Genomic DNA, 19371 nt, shown 5'->3' on the forward strand with positions numbered 1-19371 from the left:
CATTAATTAGAAAGCAAGGCGACTTCATAGCAATGATCAAATTTCATCGTGCGCACTTGGACTTTTTCACTGCGACTGGTCGGAATATTTTTCCCCACATAATCGGCACGAATAGGCAATTCACGATGACCGCGATCTACAAAAATCACCAACTCAATTTTGGCAGCACGCCCAAAATCAATTAGCGCATCTAAAGCCGCGCGAATAGTGCGTCCGGTAAATAACACGTCATCTACTAAAATAACGGTTTTATTTTGGATGCTCAAATAATTTGAGGCACCGCTATATGTTGGCGATTGACTTTGCGGTTCGGCATATTCCAAATCGTCGCGATAAAATGTAATATCCAAATCCATTGCCGGCAGTTTAACGTTGGTTAAATCGGCAATTTTACGTTTGATTAATTCGGCTATTTCCGCGCCACGACGTTTGATGCCCACGATAATGATATCATCAAGAGATTGATGTTTTTCGATAATTTCGTGTGAAATACGAGAAATGGTACGGATAAATTGGTTTTCATCAATAATGATTTTTTCCATTGGTGCTGATCCTAATCCTGTGGAAAATATAAGTTGTGTTACTATATCAAAAATTATAACAAAAATGACCGCACTTTTAGAAAAAATCCTGACGTAAGTCAGGATTTTGCATGATTTCAGTCGACGGCATAGCCTTGTGCCGGCAACGGTTGTCCGTCTAAATAGGCACGATTCTTAATTAATTTCAAGCGATCTTCCACAAACCATTTTACGACCAACGGGTAAATTTGCCGCTCTTGTACTTTAACCCGCTGTTCAATATCGGCAACGTCATCATCAGAGAAAATCGGTACTTTCGCTTGTAAAATAATGGCTCCGCCATCTACTTCTTCATTGACAAAATGCACCGTTGTACCGTGTTCGCTATCGCCAGCGGCAAGCACTTGTTGATAGGTATGCAACCCCGGATATTTCGGCAATAAAGAGGGGTGAATATTGAGAATTTTGCCGGTAAAACGTTGGGTAAATTCGGCGCTAAGAATTTTCATATAACCGGCAAGTACAATTAAATCCGCACCGAGATCTTCAATATAATTGCCAATAGCATGATCCATAGCTTGATTATCGGCATAATTTTTACGCAAAAAACATTGTGTCGGAATATGTGCTTTGGCGGCACGTTGTAAACCGAAAGCCTCTACCTTATTGCTGATTACCGCACAAATTTCGGCAGCAAAAAAGTTTTCCTTACAGGCATCAATAATCGCCTGTAAGGTTACGCCATGACCGGAAATTAAAACAACGATTTTTTTCATTAGCGAATGATAACTTGTGCTTCGTTTTCTTCGGCATGTTCAATTTGACCGATAACCCACGCTTGTTCACCGGTTTGTTGCAATAATGCTAAGGCAGTTTCCACATCTTCTTTCGGCAAAGCGATAATCATGCCGACACCACAGTTGAAAGTACGGTACATTTCGTCATGTTCAATATTGCCTTGTTCTTGTAACCAGTTGAAAATCGGCGGCCATTGCCAACTTTGCTCATTAATGACCGCTTTCACCGATTTTGGTAAAACGCGAGGAATATTTTCCCAGAAACCGCCGCCAGTTAAATGGCAAATCGCGTGTACATCAGCGTGTTTAGTTAATTGTAAAACCGGTTTGACATAGATCTTTGTCGGCGCCATTACATGCTCGGCAAGGGATTTTCCGGCTAATTGCGCTTCTTTCGGATTTACGCCTGCCACTTCGATAACTTTACGAATTAAGGAATAACCATTGGAATGCGGACCGCTGGAACCCAATGCAATCAAGACATCACCCGCTTTGACTTTGCTACCGTCGATAATTTCACATTTTTCTACTACACCCACGCAAAAACCGGCAAGATCATAATCGCCGGCATGGTACATTCCTGGCATTTCTGCTGTTTCTCCACCAACCAGTGCGCAACCGGATTGCACACAACCGTCGGCAATGCCTTTAATAACGCTTGCCGCTACATCTACTTCCAATTTACCTGTTGCATAATAATCAAGGAAAAATAACGGTTCAGCACCTTGTACCACAAGATCGTTTACGCACATAGCGACTAAATCTACCCCGATGGTATCGTGTTTGTTTAAATCAATGGCAAGACGTAATTTTGTGCCGACACCATCCGTACCGGAAACCAAAATCGGCTCTTTATATTTGGTCGGTAGCGCGCATAAGGCACCAAAGCCACCTAATCCCCCGATAACTTCCGCACGGGCAGTGCGTTTTACGTCGGTTTTGATTTGTTCCACCAAGGCATTACCGGCATTAATATCAACTCCGGCATCTTTATAGCTTAATGACTGTTTACTCACGATGGTTTCCTATTTAATCTAAAAAATAACATGGATTCCGTCATTGTAGCATGCCTAAGCAATCGTTTGCGATAGATTTTTTTTAGCAAAAGAAAAAATTATTTATCTAAGATTAAATCGACCTAATATTAAGATGTTGCCTGTTTTTTTGATTGGATATTCAAGATAAAGTATGCCACAATGAATGTGCTCCCTTAAGGCGGAGTCTAAGGAGTGCAATATGAAAAAATGTAGTCTTGCGGTTGTGATAGTGTTATTGATTGCGTGCTCGACTGCGCCACAACCATCGCAAATCGAGGTCAACTTAGTTCCACCGACCAACATTCAACCCGGGTATTATAAATTGGTAAAAGATGCAGAATATTTTATTGATACTGCCTCGGTGTGGGAGGATAACGAAGACAAGCATTTAATTCATTTTGATGTAGTGATCAATTCAAATAAAGGGCTATTTGTTTACAAAGACAATCCGGAACTTTATGCTAAATCGCTGCGTGAATATAAAATTATGAACTGCAAAAATTTCCATCTAACTCAGGTCAGAACGGATTATTATTCTGACTTTTGGGGGCAGGGTGTAAGGGCAGCGCCGAAATTTCAAATTCGACATACGATCAGATTACAAAAAAACTCAACCCTATACACCATAGGGCAGCTGATGTGTGCTAACCTATATCGTGTTTGATGGTAAGTATAGATGGAAATTTAAAAGCAAAAGTGCGGTTATTTTTGACCGCACTTTTGTTTTTAAAGATGTAATTAAGGTTTTGAAATTAATCGTTTACGCATTTTGATATTAATCATTTCTACAACGATAGAGAAGCCCATGGCAAAATAAATGTACCCTTTCGGAATATGGAAGTCCAAGCTTTCTCCAACTAATGCCATCCCAACTAAAATCAGAAAAGATAAACACAGCATTTTTAATGTTGGATATCTTTCTACAAAATCTCCAATTGATTTTGCGGAAAGCATCATTATCAATACTGCAATCACAATTGCGAGTATCATCACCTCAATTTGATTTGCCATTCCCACAGCAGTAATGACAGAATCTAAAGAAAAAACGACATCTAAAATAGCAACTTGAACTAATACGCTGATAAAACTCGGATTTTTAATCGTTTTCTGTTCATCCTTGTCTTCCGGTTTCACTGCATGATGAATTTCATGGGTACTTTTTGCTACTAAAAACAATCCACCAAGCAATAAAATTAAATCTCGACCGGAAATTTCTTGTTCAAATGCAATAAACAAGGGGGCAGTTAACTTCATCAACCAAGACAAAGACAGTAACAATAAAATACGTATTGTCATTGCCAACGTCAAACCGATAATCCGACCGGGTTGGTGTTGATGTTTCGGGAGGCGACTAACCAAAATACTGATAAAAATAATATTATCAATTCCTAATACGATCTCAAGTGCAGTTAGCGTAAATAATCCGATCCATGCCTCCGGGCTGGCGATCCATTCAAACATAAATTAGTTCCTTAATAAAAAGTGAAGAGTAAATAATATATATTTTTCATTGGAATGAAAAGCAGTAAATTAATTTGCTGTCAAAAAATCTTGCAAAATTCCCTCAGTAAAATTTTTGCGCAAATAAAAGCCTAAAGGCAGCGTATCAATTAATTCACCATGGGGACCGATACCTTTGGTTAAGGCGCGACTGTTGGCGGCTTTCGGACGCAGTTGCAAAACTTCGCCCAAACGGGCATTGATTTTATCCAATTGCCCCAACACAATATATTCCATCAATTCTTCCCAATCTTGGCGCAATTGTTGCGCTTGGTGGGCATTGGGTTGCCACAAAATCGGTGCGCCGATGTGGCGTTGCACTAAAGGAAGTCGGCGTTCGCCCTCAACCGGAATCCATAGCACCTTAGACAGTTTATGTTTGACGTGTGAATTTTCCCACGTAATACCCGTATTTTGAACCAAGGGCGCGAGGCTGACAAACGTGGTTTCCAGCGGTTTTCCGGTGGCATTGATTGGAATGGTTTTTAGCTCAATGCCGAGATGAGAAAAATCTTGTTCCGCTTTGCTACCGGCGTTAGCGCCGAGGGCAATTTCAATCAATGTGCCGACCCAACCTTTGTCGCGTTTTAAATTGGGCGGAACAGGATGATGTAATTCCGTAGCAAGTTCGCCTAAGGTAAGTCCGGCGATTTGTTGGGCGCGTTCCAGTAACGCTTGTTCAGTTTGCGGTTTCATAAAAGTGCGGTCAGTTTTTGCATTAAGTCCAAATTTGTCAATTGATCTTGCTGTGTTGGCATCAATAATTTGCCTATGGGCGAGGAATAATAGCAATAATAGATTGTTGTCATGATTTTCCTATAAAAAAAGCGTATCCGAAGATACGCTTATTATTGCCCATTTTGGCTAAATTAGAAACTGTAATTCATCGAAATACCATAAAGGTTTGCTGTTGCGGTGGATTTATAATCGCCAACCACATTGACTAAACCTCCTATGGATTGGGTTTCTTTAAAGTGAAGTTTTTTGCCTCGTAGATGAGCGTAGGCTAAGTCAACGGATAAATTTGGCGTGAATTTATATGTTGCACCTAGGCTATACCAAGTACGATCTGTATCCGGAATTGCCGCACTGGCATGCGTTCTTGGTGCAGCGGCCTCATCATACGCAATACCGGCACGTAAAGTTAATTTGTCATCCACATTATAGGTAGCACCCAATGCGATACGTGAATTATCCTCATATTTTTCAGGTTTATAGAATGCTTTGTTACCATTTTTATATTGGGCATCTAATTCTTGTAAACGGCTCCAACGTGTCCATTTGTAGCTATAATGCATCGCAAATTTATCGGTTAATTGGTGGAAACCGGAGAATTCGACATATTCTGGTAAGTGCAAGGTTAACCCCCCATTTCCCACGTCAGTATTAATTCCGGTTTTAGTTGGTTGTAAACTTAAAGCGGAACGATCTTTAAAATCAATATCAATTTTGGAATGGTAGGCTAAACCGAAACGGTTGCGTTCATTGACCTCATATACCGCACCTAAATTCCAACCGAATGCCCATGCAGTCTTATCTTCCAAATGGGTTAATACGGTGCTTTTATCAACTCGACCGGCTAATGCGCCTACTGCGCCTAATTTGGCAAGTGTGCCGGCAGGTAATTTTCCGGCTTGTTCAAGTGCCGTAATCTTATCGACAACGCGTTGTTTTGTTAACGGATCCGTGGCAATATTGCGCACACCGGTTGCGAGTATGCCGGCAGTACGTTCAATTTCTGCTCTGGCATAAATCGCATTCACTCCGGCACCAAGGCTCAAACCTTGGGAGACGCGATAAGAACCGCTCAAATTTAAGTTAATGGTAGTTAATGCCGTAGTTCCGCCAAAAATACCGCCATCATAATCGTCCTTGTATTGGCTTTTTAATCCGAAGTTGACATTCATACCTGCACCAAATGCAAATTTATCATTAATTGGTTGTACATAATATAAATGTGGTGCAGCGGCTGTCGGTACAACATCATTGGATTTAGCATCGCCCGTAGCAATTTTTTCACCTGCAACGTTAACACTAACGGTACCTGACATATTGATATTAGAGTCAATGACAATTTCACCGGCACTGATTTGCGGTACTTTAAATAAACTCATTAATGCCGGGTTAGTGGCAACAACGGAGGCATTATCCGCAATTGCCGCTTCACCAGCATAGGCACGTCCTAAGCCGCTGGAAGAAATTTCTGCCAATTGGAAAGCGGAAGCAAAAGCGCTGCCGGCGGAAAGCGTGAATAAAGAGGCAATGAGCGTTTTAGAAAATAATTGTTTATTCATTAGAGGAACCTTGATTTATTTGCTGTTTTTTATAAAGTCTCCGAATTTTAAGTGAAAAAAATGGGACTGCGCAAATAAAATCATTGATTAAGAGAAGTGTTCAGACCAGTTGAAAGGGAGCTTTTTTCAAAAAGTGCGGTTAAATTTGGAGTTAATTTTGAACAGTGCTAAAATCATTGTATCTTTTATTATTAACAAAGGAATAAAAAATGTCAGAAAAAACCTTACAATGTAAAGCGGAAGAAGTGAAAGCTTGTTGTTGCGTTGATGTCGGTACGATCATTGATAACTCCGATTTAACCGTCGATTTTTCACAATCCTATGCAACCGAAGCGCAAGCCAAAGAAGCGCTTGAATATTTAACGCAAAAAGCGCGTGCTGCGGAAAGTGAGCCTTGTGAAATTAAAAGTGAAATTGCAGCGGTAGAGGGCAGTTATCAACTGAACGCACACTTCACCTTCAGCTGTCAAGCAGAAACCATGATTTTCCAATTATCTACCCGTTAATTGAAAATTATAGCTAAAACAAAAGGATACTATGATGGTATCCTTTATTTTTGCGAACTTGCGGGATTATCTGTTTAATTGTGCTAAAAATTCGGTTTCGGAGATTACCTGAATATTTAATTGTTCCGCTTTCGTTAATTTACTACCGGCATTTTCACCGGCAATCACCAAATCGGTTTTAGCGGAAACACTGCCGCTGACCTTGGCACCTAATTGCTGCAAGATTTCTTTTGCCTCGCTTCTGCCCATTTGGCTTAAGGTACCGGTTAACACAATGGTCTTATCTTTAAACGGATTTTCGCGGACTTCTTGGGATTGTACGTCGTCCCAATGTACGCCTTGCGCAATCAGATCATTGACGACTTCCACATTATGCGTTTCGCGCCAAAATACATAAATGCGCTTGGCGACCACTTCTCCGACATCTTGCACAGCTTGTAACTGTTCTAAATCAGCCGCTTGAAGTGCGGTCAAATTTTTAAAATAATTGGCTAAATTTAACGCAGTTGCTTCGCCAACTTCACGAATTCCTAATGCGAAAATAAAGCGGGAAAGGGTAGTTTTTTCGCTTTTTCTAAGCTATTTAACGCATTTTCAGCGGATTTCGCGCCCATTCGCTCCAAACGCATTAAGGTAACTAAATCCAGCTTAAATAAATCTGCCGGCGTGTGAATCAGTTCGCGATCTACTAATTGTTCAATCAGTTTAGCACCGACGCCATCAATATCCATGGCTTTGCGTGAAACAAAATGTTTTAGTGCTTCTTTGCGTTGTGCCGCACAAAATAATCCGCCGGTACAACGTGCTACCGCTTCGCCTTCAATTCGGATAATTTGCGAATGGCAAACCGGACAATGGCTTGGAAAAATAATCGGTTTGGCATCCGGCGGGCGCCGTTCGTGTAATACGCCGATAATTTGCGGGATCACATCGCCGGCACGTCGGATCACCACGGTATCGCCAATAGCAATATCTAAGCGTGTAATTTCATCTCCGTTGTGTAAGGTAGCATTGCTTACCGTGACGCCAGCGACAAAGACCGGTTGCAATTTTGCGACCGGTGTAATTGCGCCGGTTCTGCCCACTTGAAATTCGACATCATTTAATAGGGTTAATTCCTCTTGTGCGGGGAATTTATAGGCAATCGCCCAGCGCGGCGCTTTGGAGATAAACCCTAGTTTTTCTTGCAGCGCAATATCATTGACTTTCAGCACCGTTCCATCAATATCATATCCGAGAAAACTGCGTTTTTCAGCAATAGCGCGGTAGAAATTTAGCACGTTTTCCACACCGTCACATAAACGGATTTCATGGTTAACCGGAATGCCGATTGATTTTAGCCACATTAGGCGAGCGTAGTGCGTATTTGGTAATTCCACGCCCTCGGCAATACCAATACCGTAGGCATTTAGCACTAACGGGCGTTGACTGGTAATGCGTGCATCCAATTGACGCAAGGAACCGGCGGCGGCATTGCGGGGATTGGCGAAAGTTTTTTCGCCTTTTGCTAAGGCAGTTTCATTGAGTTTTTCAAATCCCGCTTGTGGCATAAACACTTCGCCACGTACCTCAAGGCGCGCCGGTGGTGTATCGGTTAATAATTGCAATGGAATATTGCGAATGGTACGGATATTGGCGGTAATATCTTCGCCGGTCGTACCGTTGCCACGGGTTGCCGCTTGGGTTAGTTTTCCGTTGACATATAAAATACTTACTGCCAACCCGTCCAATTTCGGTTCGCAACAAAAGGTCAGCGGAGCGGGTAGAGCAACCAGGCGATCTTGAATCCGCTTCACAAATGCATAAAATTCTTCGTCAGAAAATGCATTATCCAAAGATAGCATTGGAATTTCGTGTGTTACTTGCGAAAAGGCAGATAAAGGTTGCGCACCGACGCGTTGGGTCGGCGAATCGGCGCTGATAAATTGCGGATAACGTTGTTCTAGCGTTTTTAGTTGGCGGAACAGCCGATCATATTCCGCATCCGGCAAAATCGGATTGTCGAGGACATGATAGTGATATTCGTGAAAACGGAGTGTGCGACGTAATTCGTCGATTTGTTGTGCGATTTTTTTGGTTGTATCCGCTTGAGTTTCACTTGGTTGAGTCATTGCTGTTCCTGTTAAGTACAAGCCTTGTCGGCAGTAAATTGATGTGGGGTTATTGTAAGGAATTGGAAAAATTTTGCCATAAAAAACTGCACCTCATTTGTTGAATTTTCAACATCAGAAGTGCAGTCAAATTAGCGATTATAACGAAAAGGGTAAGATCGGGTAGCCAAGTTGTATTACTACAACTTAGCCCCCTAAGAACTGTACAAGCAAATTTCTCTGCATACAGCTCAAGCCTTTCTATTAACTGCTACGCAGTCGGTTTCGCAACGTTCAAATTCAGGCGATGAATTTGTTGGTGACACTCAGGATGTACTAAACATCTGTTATTTAGTGAATCTGTTCCACCATACATTTTGTAAATTATATGATGATCGTGCCAGCCGCTTTCTTTCGTTATTGACGTATTACACAATGCACATTTTCCTTTCTGCTCTTTGTAAAGAGCTTGCCATTGCTGTCTGTGTGATTGTTCATCATACATTCTGGCTTGAGCAAGGTTTTCTCCATACATTTCCCATTCAGGTAAAAATGGTTTGTATTGTGATTTTATCTTTCTGTGTCGCTTAATTTTCACATATCCACAATAGAGTAAATTTATTGGGATTTGTTCTCCTTTATTGCTGTTGGTGACTGTGCCGAAAATCCAATTCCGAGTTGCATTTGAATAAAAGTATTTCTCTTTAATCCAAATTTTTCCTTTGTTTGGATGTCTTCGTCTGCACCAACGCCATAAGGCTTTCCAAATTAAACTATCCATTCGGTTAAATATCACTTTAGCCACAACGTGTTTATGATAGTTTGTCCAACCTCTTATCATTGGATTTAATACTTTTATTAGGTCATCTTGTTTCGCCATTTTCATTTTTGAAATTGGTTGTTTTACCTTGTCGTAAAATGCTTTTGCATTTTTCTTACTTGGTTTAATAATCAATTTTTTATCAAAACGTTTAACAGTCCAACCTAAAAAGTCAAATCCGTGTTCGATATGCACTACCTTGGTTTTACTTTCCGATAAGGAAAGTCTTCTTTCTGCAAGAAAGTTTTTCACCATAGGGATAACTTGTTCTTCCAGTAATTCTTTTGATATACCTGAAATAATAAAGTCATCTGCATACCTAACGAGGTATGTCCGATGTTTTGCTATTTTAAGACTATTCTTTGCACCAAAGTGCTTGATTAGCTCTTTTTCTAACCCATCTAACGCCATATTTGCCAACGTTGGAGAGATAATACCACCTTGCGGTGTCCCCTCCGTTGTTGGTTTTAGTTGACCGAACTCAACAACACCTGATTTTAACCATTTCTTGAGTATTCGCTTATTCATTGGAATATGCTTGAGTAGCCAGTCGTGGTTAATAAAATCAAAACAACCATGTATATCTGCATCCAGTACCCATTCTGCCATTTGACGAGATTGGTTTCCTTTTGTTGAAAATATACTATGTATATGTGATATAGCATCTGCCGTTGAACGGTTTAATCTAAATCCATACGAATTATTGTCTGCTGTTGTTTCTGCTATGGGTTGCAATGCTAGTAAATACAACATTTGCATTGCTCTATCTTTCATCGTGGGTATGCCTAATGGACGTTTCTTCCCATTTGACTTTGGAATGAAAACCCGTCTTAATGGTTTAGGTTGATACCCTTTACTTGATAGATCTTGTATAGCAATCCATTTGGATTCAGGTGTATCCCAAATCCGTTTATCAATACCAGCGGTTCGTTTGCCTGTATTTTCCGTCACCCGTCGTACTGCTAATGCTTTTGCATAAAACGAGTGGGTAAGCATTCGTTGTAAGTTTTTAACCTTACGCCAATTGCTTTTCTGTGTTGCCTTCTCAATCCGCACCTGCATTCCTTTCACATATCGGTTTGCTTTATACCAATTGATATAATGCCATTGCGATATATGTGAGGTCGCTGGAGCTAGACTGCTTACTAATTTCTTAGTATGATGAGTTTGCTCTTTCATACTTACCTCCGTTGAGAGATAAGTTTTCTTGGTAAATTAATCGTTCCTCTTTCTGTTTGGACACTTCAAGAGTTGCTATGATTACCAATAAATTTACACTCTTGAATCACTAAGGATAAAGAGTGCGTGCGTTGGTTTTATTTGATTGGTTTTCAATCTGCAAGCCAACGCTCGCTTTTATCCCGTCAAATTTAAAGGAATTTGTCAGACATCTTGCGATGAAAGACCGGTTAAAGTCTGCACCCTTTTGGGTTAGGTCATATTTCATACCCTATTTGCACCATTACAGTACAACCTTCGCTTTCTCTAACTTCTTTTACCTACACCACCAATAGCATTGCTTACGCGTTGCCTGCCATTTTTCAGGCGGAGATATAGGCTTACCAAGTTCCATTATTACTACATGGATAGGGAAGATATAGTCTTTTTTCCGACAGTGTTTATGATGACGTATCCCAAGGCTAAAATGAGATAACCCACTGCATACCTTTGGGTTCAAGCCGATAGCGACCGTAGGCTTGTTCTACATTGTTAGTAATGATTATTTCAATGAAAGGGGATTTGGGTAAATTTAGAGCGAGAAGTAGCCGTGCTGTTCCGCAAGCCATTCACGGGCAACTATTACTTTCAAGTTGCTGAGGGTGTTTCTTAATAAAAGAATATCCCGAAGTACAGTAAATAAAGATAAGTGTAAAGGTGGCAACCAAATAGAAGAAATTCCACTTTCTTATACTCGAACCGTTTCAGATTGCTACGGTATCTTTCGGACTTTATTTATAGTAGGGTTGAATAATCATTCTTTATGGACGATATGACGTTTTGGATTTGATCCAAGTCACTCTATAAATAGGCGACTAACGGTAGTCCTATCTTTCGATAACGGATCTTGCTTGCTTACTCCTCTTAATATTTATCTAAATATTAAGTACATAAAAGTGAAGACCATACCTTATTACCGCATAAAGTTGGAGATATTCTTACCAACTTAGAACTAGATCTTGAGCAACGCTCCTTTTCTAGTCTGCTACCCAAACTCTTCCCGAGAAGATCTGGATAATCAAGAGAAAGCTACATTACATAGCTTTCTCTTAATTGAGTTAAATCCTTGATATATAAGGACTTAACCCCAGTAAGCACGACGCTTGTCGCACTTAGCCTTTGTAGTTATAAATGTGAGCAACTAAATCTAATACTTTGTTTGAATAACCGGTTTCGTTGTCATACCAAGAAACAAGTTTTACAAAGCTGTCAGTTAATGCGATACCGGCATCGGCATCAAAAACAGAAGTTAACGCACAACCATTGAAGTCAGTAGAAACGACAGCATCTTCGGTGTAACCTAAAACGCCTTTTAATTCACCATTGAAAGTTTTACCTTCAGCTGCTGCTTTAACTGCCGCTTTGATTTCTTCGTATGAAGCCGGTTTTTCAAGATTAACGGTTAAGTCAACAACAGACACGTTTGGAGTAGGAACGCGGAATGCCATACCGGTTAATTTGCCGTTTAGTGCAGGTAATACTTTACCTACTGCTTTCGCTGCACCGGTTGAAGATGGGATGATATTTTGAGATGCACCGCGACCACCACGCCAGTCTTTTGCAGATGGACCATCAACGGTTTTTTGTGTTGCGGTTGTTGCGTGAACAGTTGTCATTAAACCGTCTTTGATACCGAAAGTTTCGTGGATAACACGTGCTAACGGCGCTAAACAGTTTGTTGTGCAAGATGCGTTAGAAACGATATCTTGACCGGCGTAAGCGGCGAAGTTAACACCACGCACGAACATTGGCGTTGCATCTTTAGATGGACCGGTTAAGACTACTTTTTTCGCGCCGGCAGTGATGTGTTTACGTGCAGTTTCATCCGTTAAGAAAATACCGGTTGCTTCAACTGCGATATCAACACCAATTGCACCCCAATTTAAGTTCGCAGGATCACGTTCAGCAGTAACGCGGATCGTTTTACCGTTAACCACAAGGTTACCGTCTTTTACTTCTACGGTACCGTCGAAACGACCGTGAGTTGAATCGTATTTCAACATATAAGCCATGTATTCAACGTCGATTAAGTCGTTGATACCTACAACTTCAATGTCATCACGTTGTTGTGCTGCACGGAATACGATACGACCGATACGACCAAAGCCATTGATACCAATTTTAATTGCCATAAGATTTTTACCTATAATTTAAGTTAAACAAAACGGTTAAGCTTTAATGGAGTTACCCAAACTTGCCGGGCAGGATTATAGCATGGTTTCTTTTTTTGATGAAACTGGACTATTGACAAAACTATATCAGATAAACTTTTTGTGATCTATGTCAAAATTTTGAAATTTTATGCTTGGTTATTATGCTTGCTTATATAGAGGTGAACTGTTTTTTATTTAACCTATCTATATGATGTATGTCTTCATATCCCCTTAAAAACTTCACAAAAAAACACCACACTTTTGCTGATTTTTTATTGAATTATCGGCATAATGGGAAGAAACATGATGTGGAGGGAAATTGAATGTCGCAAGGAAATCTTTATATTATTTCAGCGCCGAGTGGGGCGGGGAAATCGTCGTTAATTTCGGCATTATTGCAGAATAGTCAGGAAAAAATGATGGTGTCGGTGTCGCATACGACGCGTCATCCGCGTCCGGGCGAGGTGGATGGGGTGCATTATCATTTTGTTTCTCATGTAGAATTTGAGCAATTAATCGCGCAAGATTTGTTTTTGGAATATGCCAAGGTATTTGGTAATAATTATTACGGGACTTCGTTGCCGACCATTGAAGCGAAATTGGCTGAGGGGTTTGATGTCTTTTTGGATATTGATTGGCAGGGCGCACAGCAAATTCGTGCTAAATTGCCGACGGTAAAAAGTATTTTTATTTTGCCGCCCTCCGTTGAAGAATTGGAGCGTCGTTTAATTGGGCGCGGGCAGGATAGTGCGGAGGTGATTGCTTCTCGTATGGCACAAGCAGTAAGCGAGATGTCGCATTATGTTGAATATGATTATGTGGTGATCAACGATAATTTTGAGCAGGCATTAGCGGATTTGGGGCATATTTTGCGTGCGGAGCGTTTGACGGTGATTTATCAAGGTGAACAAAACTCTACCTTAATTCATCAATTACTGGCAAAATAGACCGCGCTCTAGTATGATAAATACCCTTTTTTATTTTTGTAGAAATTTAACCTTTGATGGAGTAAGTTATGGCTCGTGTGACAGTGCAAGATGCTGTGGAAAAAATTGGTAACCGTTTTGATTTAATTTTAACCGCGGCGCGTCGTGCCAGACAGTTGCAGTTGCATCAACGTGAACCTTTGGTCTCTGAAGATAATGATAAACCGACGGTAATTGCGTTGCGTGAGATCGAGAAGGGATTGATTAATAACGATATTATGGATTCACAAGATCGTTACGATGCGTTAGAACAAGAAAATGCGGAAGCGCAAGCGGTTTCGTTATTAAGCAAATAGTCCGTTGCTGAAGAAAAGTGCGGTCATTTTTTGTTTAATTTATCAAGTGATAGTGAAAGTGAAGTCAGGTGTTCTTTGTTTCTATTTGAAAGTTTAAATCGAATTATTGAAGGCTATTTGCCGGCGGATAAAATTGAGCTGGTCAAGCGCGCGTTTGTGATCGCGCGAGATGCGCACGAGGGGCAAACGCGTTCCAGTGGCGAGCCGTATATTACGCACCCGGTGGCGGTGGCGTCGATTATTGCTGATATGCGTTTGGATCATGAGGCGGTGATGGCGGCGTTGCTGCACGATGTGATTGAAGATACGCCTTATACGGAAGGTCAATTGAAAACGGAATTCGGTGAAAGCGTGGCGGAAATTGTGGAAGGGGTGTCTAAACTTGATAAATTAAAATTCAGAACTCGCAAAGAAGCGGAAGTGGAAAATTTCCGCAAAATGATTTTAGCCATGACGAAAGATATTCGAGTGGTATTGATGAAACTTGCCGACCGTACGCACAATATGCGTACGTTAGGCGCGCTGCGTCCGGATAAACGTCGGCGTATTGCCAAAGAAACCCTCGAAATTTATGCGCCGCTAGCACATCGTCTTGGCATTGAACATATCAAAAATGAGCTTGAAGACTTAGGCTTTGAGGCAATGCATCCGCAACGTTATGCGGTATTGCAAAAAGTGATTCAACTGGCGCGCGGTAATCGTAAAGATATGATTCAACGCATTGCGGATGAAATTAAAGGACGCTTGGATGATGTAGGAATTAAAGCCCGCGTGTTCGGGCGCGAAAAGCATTTATATGCCATTTATCAGAAAATGCGCTTAAAAGATCAGCAATTTCATTCTATTATGGATATTTACGCATTCCGTGTGGTGGTGGATTCGGTGGATACTTGCTATCGTGTGTTGGGGCAAATGCACAGTTTATATAAACCGCGTCTGGGGCGAGTAAAAGATTATATTGCGGTGCCGAAAGCCAATGGTTATCAGTCGTTGCATACGTCTATGATCGGACCGCACGGTGTGCCGGTAGAGGTGCAAATCCGGACTGAAGAGATGGATCAGATGGCGGAAATGGGGGTTGCGGCGCATTGGGCATATAAGCAAGGCGGGCGCAATGACAGTACCACCGCGCAAATTCGCGCGCAACGTTGGTTGCAAAGTTTAATTGAATTGCAACAAAGCGCGGGTAATTCTTTTGAATTTATTGAAAGTGTAAAATCGGAATTTTTTCCGAAAGAAATTTATGTGTTTACGCCGAAAGGGCGTATTGTTGAGTTGCCGGTAGGCGCTACGCCGGTGGATTTTGCTTATGCGGTACATACTGATATTGGGCATTCTTGCGTGGCGGCGAATGTTGATCGCAAACCTTATCCTCTGTCGCAAGCCTTACAATCCGGACAAACCATTGATATTATCACCTCAAATAATGCATGCCCGAATGTGGGATGGTTGAATTTTGTGGTGACTGCCAAAGCGCGTACCAATATTCGTCATGCCTTAAAAAATCTTCGTTCCGATACCGCGCTAATCTTAGGTAAACGCCAACTAAGTAATGCGTTACAACCGAAAAAATTGGAAGATGTGGAGCCGCATCGTATTGAACACGTACTCACAGAACTGAAACTGGATAGTTTTGATGATTTGTTAACTGAAATCGGATTAGGTAATCAAATGAGTGCGGTGATTGCTTATCGTTTGTTGGGCGAGCCGATTGAGATTGATACTGATGGTGATATAGGTAATAACAAGTACGTTCTGGAGGTAAAAAGTGCGAAAGGATTATTGACCACATTCGCTCATTGTTGTCATCCAATTCCAGGCGATCCTATCGTCGCTTATGCCAGCCCGGGGAAAGGGTTGGTTATTCACCACGAATGTTGTGCAAATTTAAAAAATCGCAAAGACGGTGCCGAACGTTATACGACAGTGGAATGGGAAAAAAGTGATGTGAAAGCGGATTTTGAAACCGAATTGCGTATTGAAATGCTCAATCAGCAAGGCGCATTACCAAATTTAACCTCTGCGATCTCCTCGTTAGGAAGCAATATTCATAGTATTTGGACAGAAGAACAAGATGGGCGTTTGTATCAAATTGTCGTCTTATTGACCGCGACAGATACCCAACATTTAGCCAATATTATGCGTAAAATCAAAACTCTTCCGGGATTAGTGAGCATCGTTCGCAATACGAATAGCTAAATGAACAGCGGGTTATTTGACGCCATTCCGTTAACCACTTTATCCGGCGTGGGCGCGGCGATTGCAGAAAAATTAGGGCGTTTGGGGATTTTTAATCTACAAGATTTATTATTTCATTTCCCCATGCGTTATGAAGATCGCACTCGAATTACACCCATTGCCGATTTGCGCCCCGAACAATATGCCACCATTGAGGGTTTTGTCCAAACTTGTGATGTTCAATTCGGTAAACGACCGATTTTAACCGTCAGTTTGTCTGATGGCAGTTCTAAAATTACCCTGCGCTTTTTCAATTTTAATGCGGCAATGCGCAATAGTTTCCAAGTGGGCGCCAGAGTGAAAGCCTTTGGCGAGATAAAGCGCGGTCGATTTATGGCGGAAATTCACCATCCGGAATATCAAATTGTGCGTGATGATGCGCCTTTACAATTGGAAGAAACGCTCACGCCGATTTATCCGACTACAGAGGGGTTAAAACAAGCCTCGTTACGCAAATTAACTGATCAAGCTCTTGCCTTGCTGGATAAAATGGCGTTGCCGGAAATTTTGCCGGCGGCGTATAACCCCCATCAATTTAGTTTCAAACAAGCCATTCAATTATTGCACCGCCCACCGCCAGATTTAGCATTAGAATTGCTGGAACAAGGTAAACATCCGGCACAACAGCGGTTGATTTTCGAAGAATTATTGGCGCACAATCTTGCGATGCAAAAAGTGCGGTTGGGAACGCAGCAGTTTTCAGCGATTCCGTTGAGCGATAAAAGTGATTTAATTGAACGATTTTTACAGCAACTGCCTTACCAACCGACATCGGCTCAGCAACGCGTGAGCCAAGAAATTGCCGTCGATTTAGCACAGGATTATCCAATGATGCGCTTAGTACAAGGCGACGTTGGTTCGGGAAAAACGTTGGTGGCGGCGTTGGCTTCATTGAAAGCGATTGATAATGGTAAACAGGTCGCATTGATGGCGCCAACGGAAATTTTAGCCGAGCAACACGCCGCCAACTTTCGCCACTGGTTTGCACCATTGGAAATTAATGTTGGTTGGATTGCTGGAAAAGTGAAGGGCAAAGCGAGACAAGCTGAATTGGAGAAAATTCGAACCGGTCAGGTGCAGATGATCGTCGGCACGCACGCTTTGTTTCAAGACGAGGTAGAATTTGCAGATTTGGCGTTAGTCATTGTGGATGAGCAGCATCGCTTTGGCGTGCATCAACGGTTAAGGTTGCGTGAAAAAGGCAATAAAGGCGGTTATTATCCGCACCAATTGATCATGACTGCAACCCCGATTCCTCGCACCTTGGCAATGACGGTGTATGCTGATCTGGATACGTCGATTATTGATGAGCTACCGCCGGGGCGTACGCCAATTCAAACAATTGTGATTTCCGAAGACCGTCGCCATGAAATTGTTGCGCGTGTGCAACACGCTTGTGTACATGAACATCGCCAAGCTTATTGGGTGTGTACTTTGATTGATGAAAGCGAAGTGTTGGAAGCGCAAGCGGCGGAAGCCACCGCGGAAAATCTACGTAAAACCTTACCGCACTTGCGTATTGGGTTGGTGCATGGGCGCATGAAACCCGCGGAAAAACAAGGTATTATGGATCAATTTAAGCAAGCGGAATTGGATTTATTGGTGGCGACGACGGTCATTGAAGTGGGCGTGGATGTGCCGAATGCGAGTTTGATGATCATTGAAAATGCGGAACGTCTTGGGTTAGCGCAATTGCATCAATTGCGTGGGCGCGTCGGGCGAGGAAGTACAGCATCATTTTGTGTGTTAATGTATAAATCTCCGCTGGGAAAGGTTTCACGACAGCGGCTGCAAGTGATGCGAGAAAGTCAGGACGGTTTTTTGATCTCGGAAAAAGATTTAGAAATTCGTGGACCGGGCGAAGTATTAGGAACCAAACAAACCGGTATTGCTGAATTTAAAGTCGCCAATTTAATGCGTGATCGTAAAATGATCCCGACAGTACAATATTATGCGAAACAATTGATCGAAAAACATCCAGAAATTGCAGATTCCTTGATTTCCCGTTGGTTAAATCATCGGGAAATTTATTCAAATGCTTGATAAAATGTGCTTAAAGCGCGGTCATATTTTTTAATATATTCGGAATGATAAGATGAATGAACAAAAACCGACAATTCTGTTTTTTGATTCCGGAGTTGGCGGATTTAGTGTGTACAAAGAAGTACAGCAGCGTTTACCCCATTGCCACTATCTTTATTGTTTTGACAATGTTGGTTTTCCTTATTCGGAAAAATCGGAGGAGACGATCATTGCGCGGACGCTGAATATTTGCCGTCGCATTGATCAACAATATCCGCTGGATTTGATCGTCATTGCTTGCAATACTGCCAGCACAGTGGTATTACCGATATTACGGCGCCATTTTGCGATTCCAATTGTGGGAACGGTGCCGGCGATTAAGCCGGCTGCGGAAATTTCGCAAACGAAACATATTGGGCTTTTGGCAACGAAAGGGACGGTAAAACGTCAATATGTGACGAATTTAATCCGGAATTATGCCGGCCATTGTCATGTGGAGCGACTTGGTACTACAGTGTTGGTCGAAATCGCGGAACAAAAATTACGCGGTAATTCTGTTGATTTATTAGTGTTGTATCATGAGTTGGCAGCATGGCGGGATATGGCGGATTTGGATACGGTGATTTTAGGTTGTACGCATTTTCCATTGATTAAAGATGAGATCCAACTTTGTTTGCCACAAGTGAAGTTTTTTATGGATCCGGGGAAGGCGATTGCACTACGGGTGCAAAGTTTATTGCAGAATCTTAAAGTGCGGTCAAAAATGGAAAAGAAAAATATCATTTTTTGTACGCAAAATAGTACGTATGAAAATACCTTTAAACAAGCGCTGGCATTATGGGGCTTTGAGCAGATTGATGTGCTGGCGGATTTGATGATAAAAGAGATGAATA

The 19371-nt window shown here is 41.7% G+C and carries 15 protein-coding genes and 1 pseudogene; 7 read left to right on the forward strand and 9 right to left on the reverse strand.

Annotated elements, in window-relative coordinates:
* Nucleotides 1–2: 2 nt before the first annotated feature.
* The 3 genes from pyrR to purM all read right to left on the reverse strand — a co-directional run bounded on the left by pyrR (nt 3) and on the right by purM (nt 2334).
* Nucleotides 3–542: a bifunctional pyr operon transcriptional regulator/uracil phosphoribosyltransferase PyrR gene (gene pyrR / locus CFY87_RS10955; protein WP_094947800.1), complete on the reverse strand. Its 540-nt coding sequence runs from the start codon at nt 540–542 to the stop codon at nt 3–5.
* Nucleotides 543–658: 116 nt separating this feature from the next.
* Nucleotides 659–1297 carry a phosphoribosylglycinamide formyltransferase gene (purN, locus tag CFY87_RS10960; RefSeq protein WP_094947802.1) on the reverse strand — a complete coding sequence of 213 codons (639 nt, stop codon included), beginning with the start codon at nt 1295–1297 and terminating at the stop codon, nt 659–661.
* Nucleotides 1297–2334 (reverse strand): phosphoribosylformylglycinamidine cyclo-ligase, encoded by a 1038-nt coding sequence (purM, locus tag CFY87_RS10965; protein ID WP_094947805.1) that lies wholly within the window; start codon nt 2332–2334, stop codon nt 1297–1299. Before purM ends, purN begins: the two co-directional genes overlap by 1 nt.
* Before the next feature lie 220 nt (nt 2335–2554).
* On the opposite strand from purM, the gene CFY87_RS10970 reads away from it, so the two are divergent.
* A complete protein-coding gene (locus CFY87_RS10970) occupies nt 2555–3019 on the forward strand; it encodes a surface-adhesin E family protein (protein WP_094947808.1) in 465 nt (154 codons plus the stop codon).
* A gap of 74 nt (nt 3020–3093) precedes the next feature.
* Here CFY87_RS10970 and CFY87_RS10975 read toward each other — a convergent pair whose 3' ends face one another.
* The 3 genes from CFY87_RS10975 to CFY87_RS10985 all read right to left on the reverse strand — a co-directional run bounded on the left by CFY87_RS10975 (nt 3094) and on the right by CFY87_RS10985 (nt 6149).
* Nucleotides 3094–3816: a TerC family protein gene (locus tag CFY87_RS10975; protein ID WP_094947810.1), complete on the reverse strand. Its 723-nt coding sequence runs from the start codon at nt 3814–3816 to the stop codon at nt 3094–3096.
* 69 nt (nt 3817–3885) lie between these two features.
* Nucleotides 3886–4551 carry a DNA mismatch repair endonuclease MutH gene (mutH, locus tag CFY87_RS10980; RefSeq protein ID WP_094947812.1) on the reverse strand — a complete coding sequence of 222 codons (666 nt, stop codon included), beginning with the start codon at nt 4549–4551 and terminating at the stop codon, nt 3886–3888.
* 173 nt (nt 4552–4724) lie between these two features.
* A complete protein-coding gene (locus CFY87_RS10985) occupies nt 4725–6149 on the reverse strand; it encodes a porin (RefSeq protein WP_094947815.1) in 1425 nt (474 codons plus the stop codon).
* Nucleotides 6150–6358: 209 nt separating this feature from the next.
* Here CFY87_RS10985 and CFY87_RS10990 point away from each other — a divergent pair, with 209 nt between their 5' ends.
* Nucleotides 6359–6655 (forward strand): YfcZ/YiiS family protein, encoded by a 297-nt coding sequence (locus tag CFY87_RS10990; protein ID WP_094947818.1) that lies wholly within the window; start codon nt 6359–6361, stop codon nt 6653–6655.
* Nucleotides 6656–6721: 66 nt separating this feature from the next.
* Here CFY87_RS10990 and ligA read toward each other — a convergent pair.
* From ligA to gap, 3 genes and pseudogenes are all read right to left on the reverse strand, one after another.
* Nucleotides 6722–8766 (reverse strand): annotated as a pseudogene (gene ligA / locus CFY87_RS10995) (NAD-dependent DNA ligase LigA).
* Between the two features lie 250 nt (nt 8767–9016).
* Nucleotides 9017–10744: a group II intron reverse transcriptase/maturase gene (gene ltrA, locus CFY87_RS11000; RefSeq protein ID WP_094947821.1), complete on the reverse strand. Its 1728-nt coding sequence runs from the start codon at nt 10742–10744 to the stop codon at nt 9017–9019.
* A 1151-nt stretch (nt 10745–11895) separates the two neighbouring features.
* Nucleotides 11896–12915, reverse strand: a complete 1020-nt coding sequence (gene gap / locus CFY87_RS11005) for a type I glyceraldehyde-3-phosphate dehydrogenase (protein WP_094947824.1) — start codon at nt 12913–12915, stop codon at nt 11896–11898.
* 344 nt (nt 12916–13259) lie between these two features.
* Here gap and gmk point away from each other — a divergent pair, with 344 nt between their 5' ends.
* From gmk to murI, 5 genes are all read left to right on the forward strand, one after another.
* Complete coding sequence (gene gmk, locus CFY87_RS11010; protein WP_094947827.1) at nt 13260–13883, forward strand: guanylate kinase; 624 nt, start codon at nt 13260–13262, stop codon at nt 13881–13883.
* A gap of 68 nt (nt 13884–13951) precedes the next feature.
* The gene (rpoZ, locus tag CFY87_RS11015; RefSeq protein WP_094947830.1) at nt 13952–14218 is read left to right on the forward strand and encodes a DNA-directed RNA polymerase subunit omega; all 267 of its coding nucleotides are present in this window, start codon (nt 13952–13954) and stop codon (nt 14216–14218) included.
* Nucleotides 14219–14293: 75 nt separating this feature from the next.
* Nucleotides 14294–16417 (forward strand): bifunctional GTP diphosphokinase/guanosine-3',5'-bis pyrophosphate 3'-pyrophosphohydrolase, encoded by a 2124-nt coding sequence (gene spoT, locus CFY87_RS11020; RefSeq protein WP_094947833.1) that lies wholly within the window; start codon nt 14294–14296, stop codon nt 16415–16417.
* A complete protein-coding gene (gene recG, locus CFY87_RS11025; protein ID WP_094947836.1) occupies nt 16418–18499 on the forward strand; it encodes an ATP-dependent DNA helicase RecG in 2082 nt (693 codons plus the stop codon).
* A gap of 52 nt (nt 18500–18551) precedes the next feature.
* A partial coding sequence (gene murI / locus CFY87_RS11030; RefSeq protein WP_094947839.1) for a glutamate racemase occupies nt 18552–19371 on the forward strand: 820 nt, incomplete at its 3' end.

Source organism: Actinobacillus seminis, from assembly GCF_002263215.1.
In the GTDB taxonomy this organism is placed as follows: domain Bacteria; phylum Pseudomonadota; class Gammaproteobacteria; order Enterobacterales; family Pasteurellaceae; genus Actinobacillus_B; species Actinobacillus_B seminis.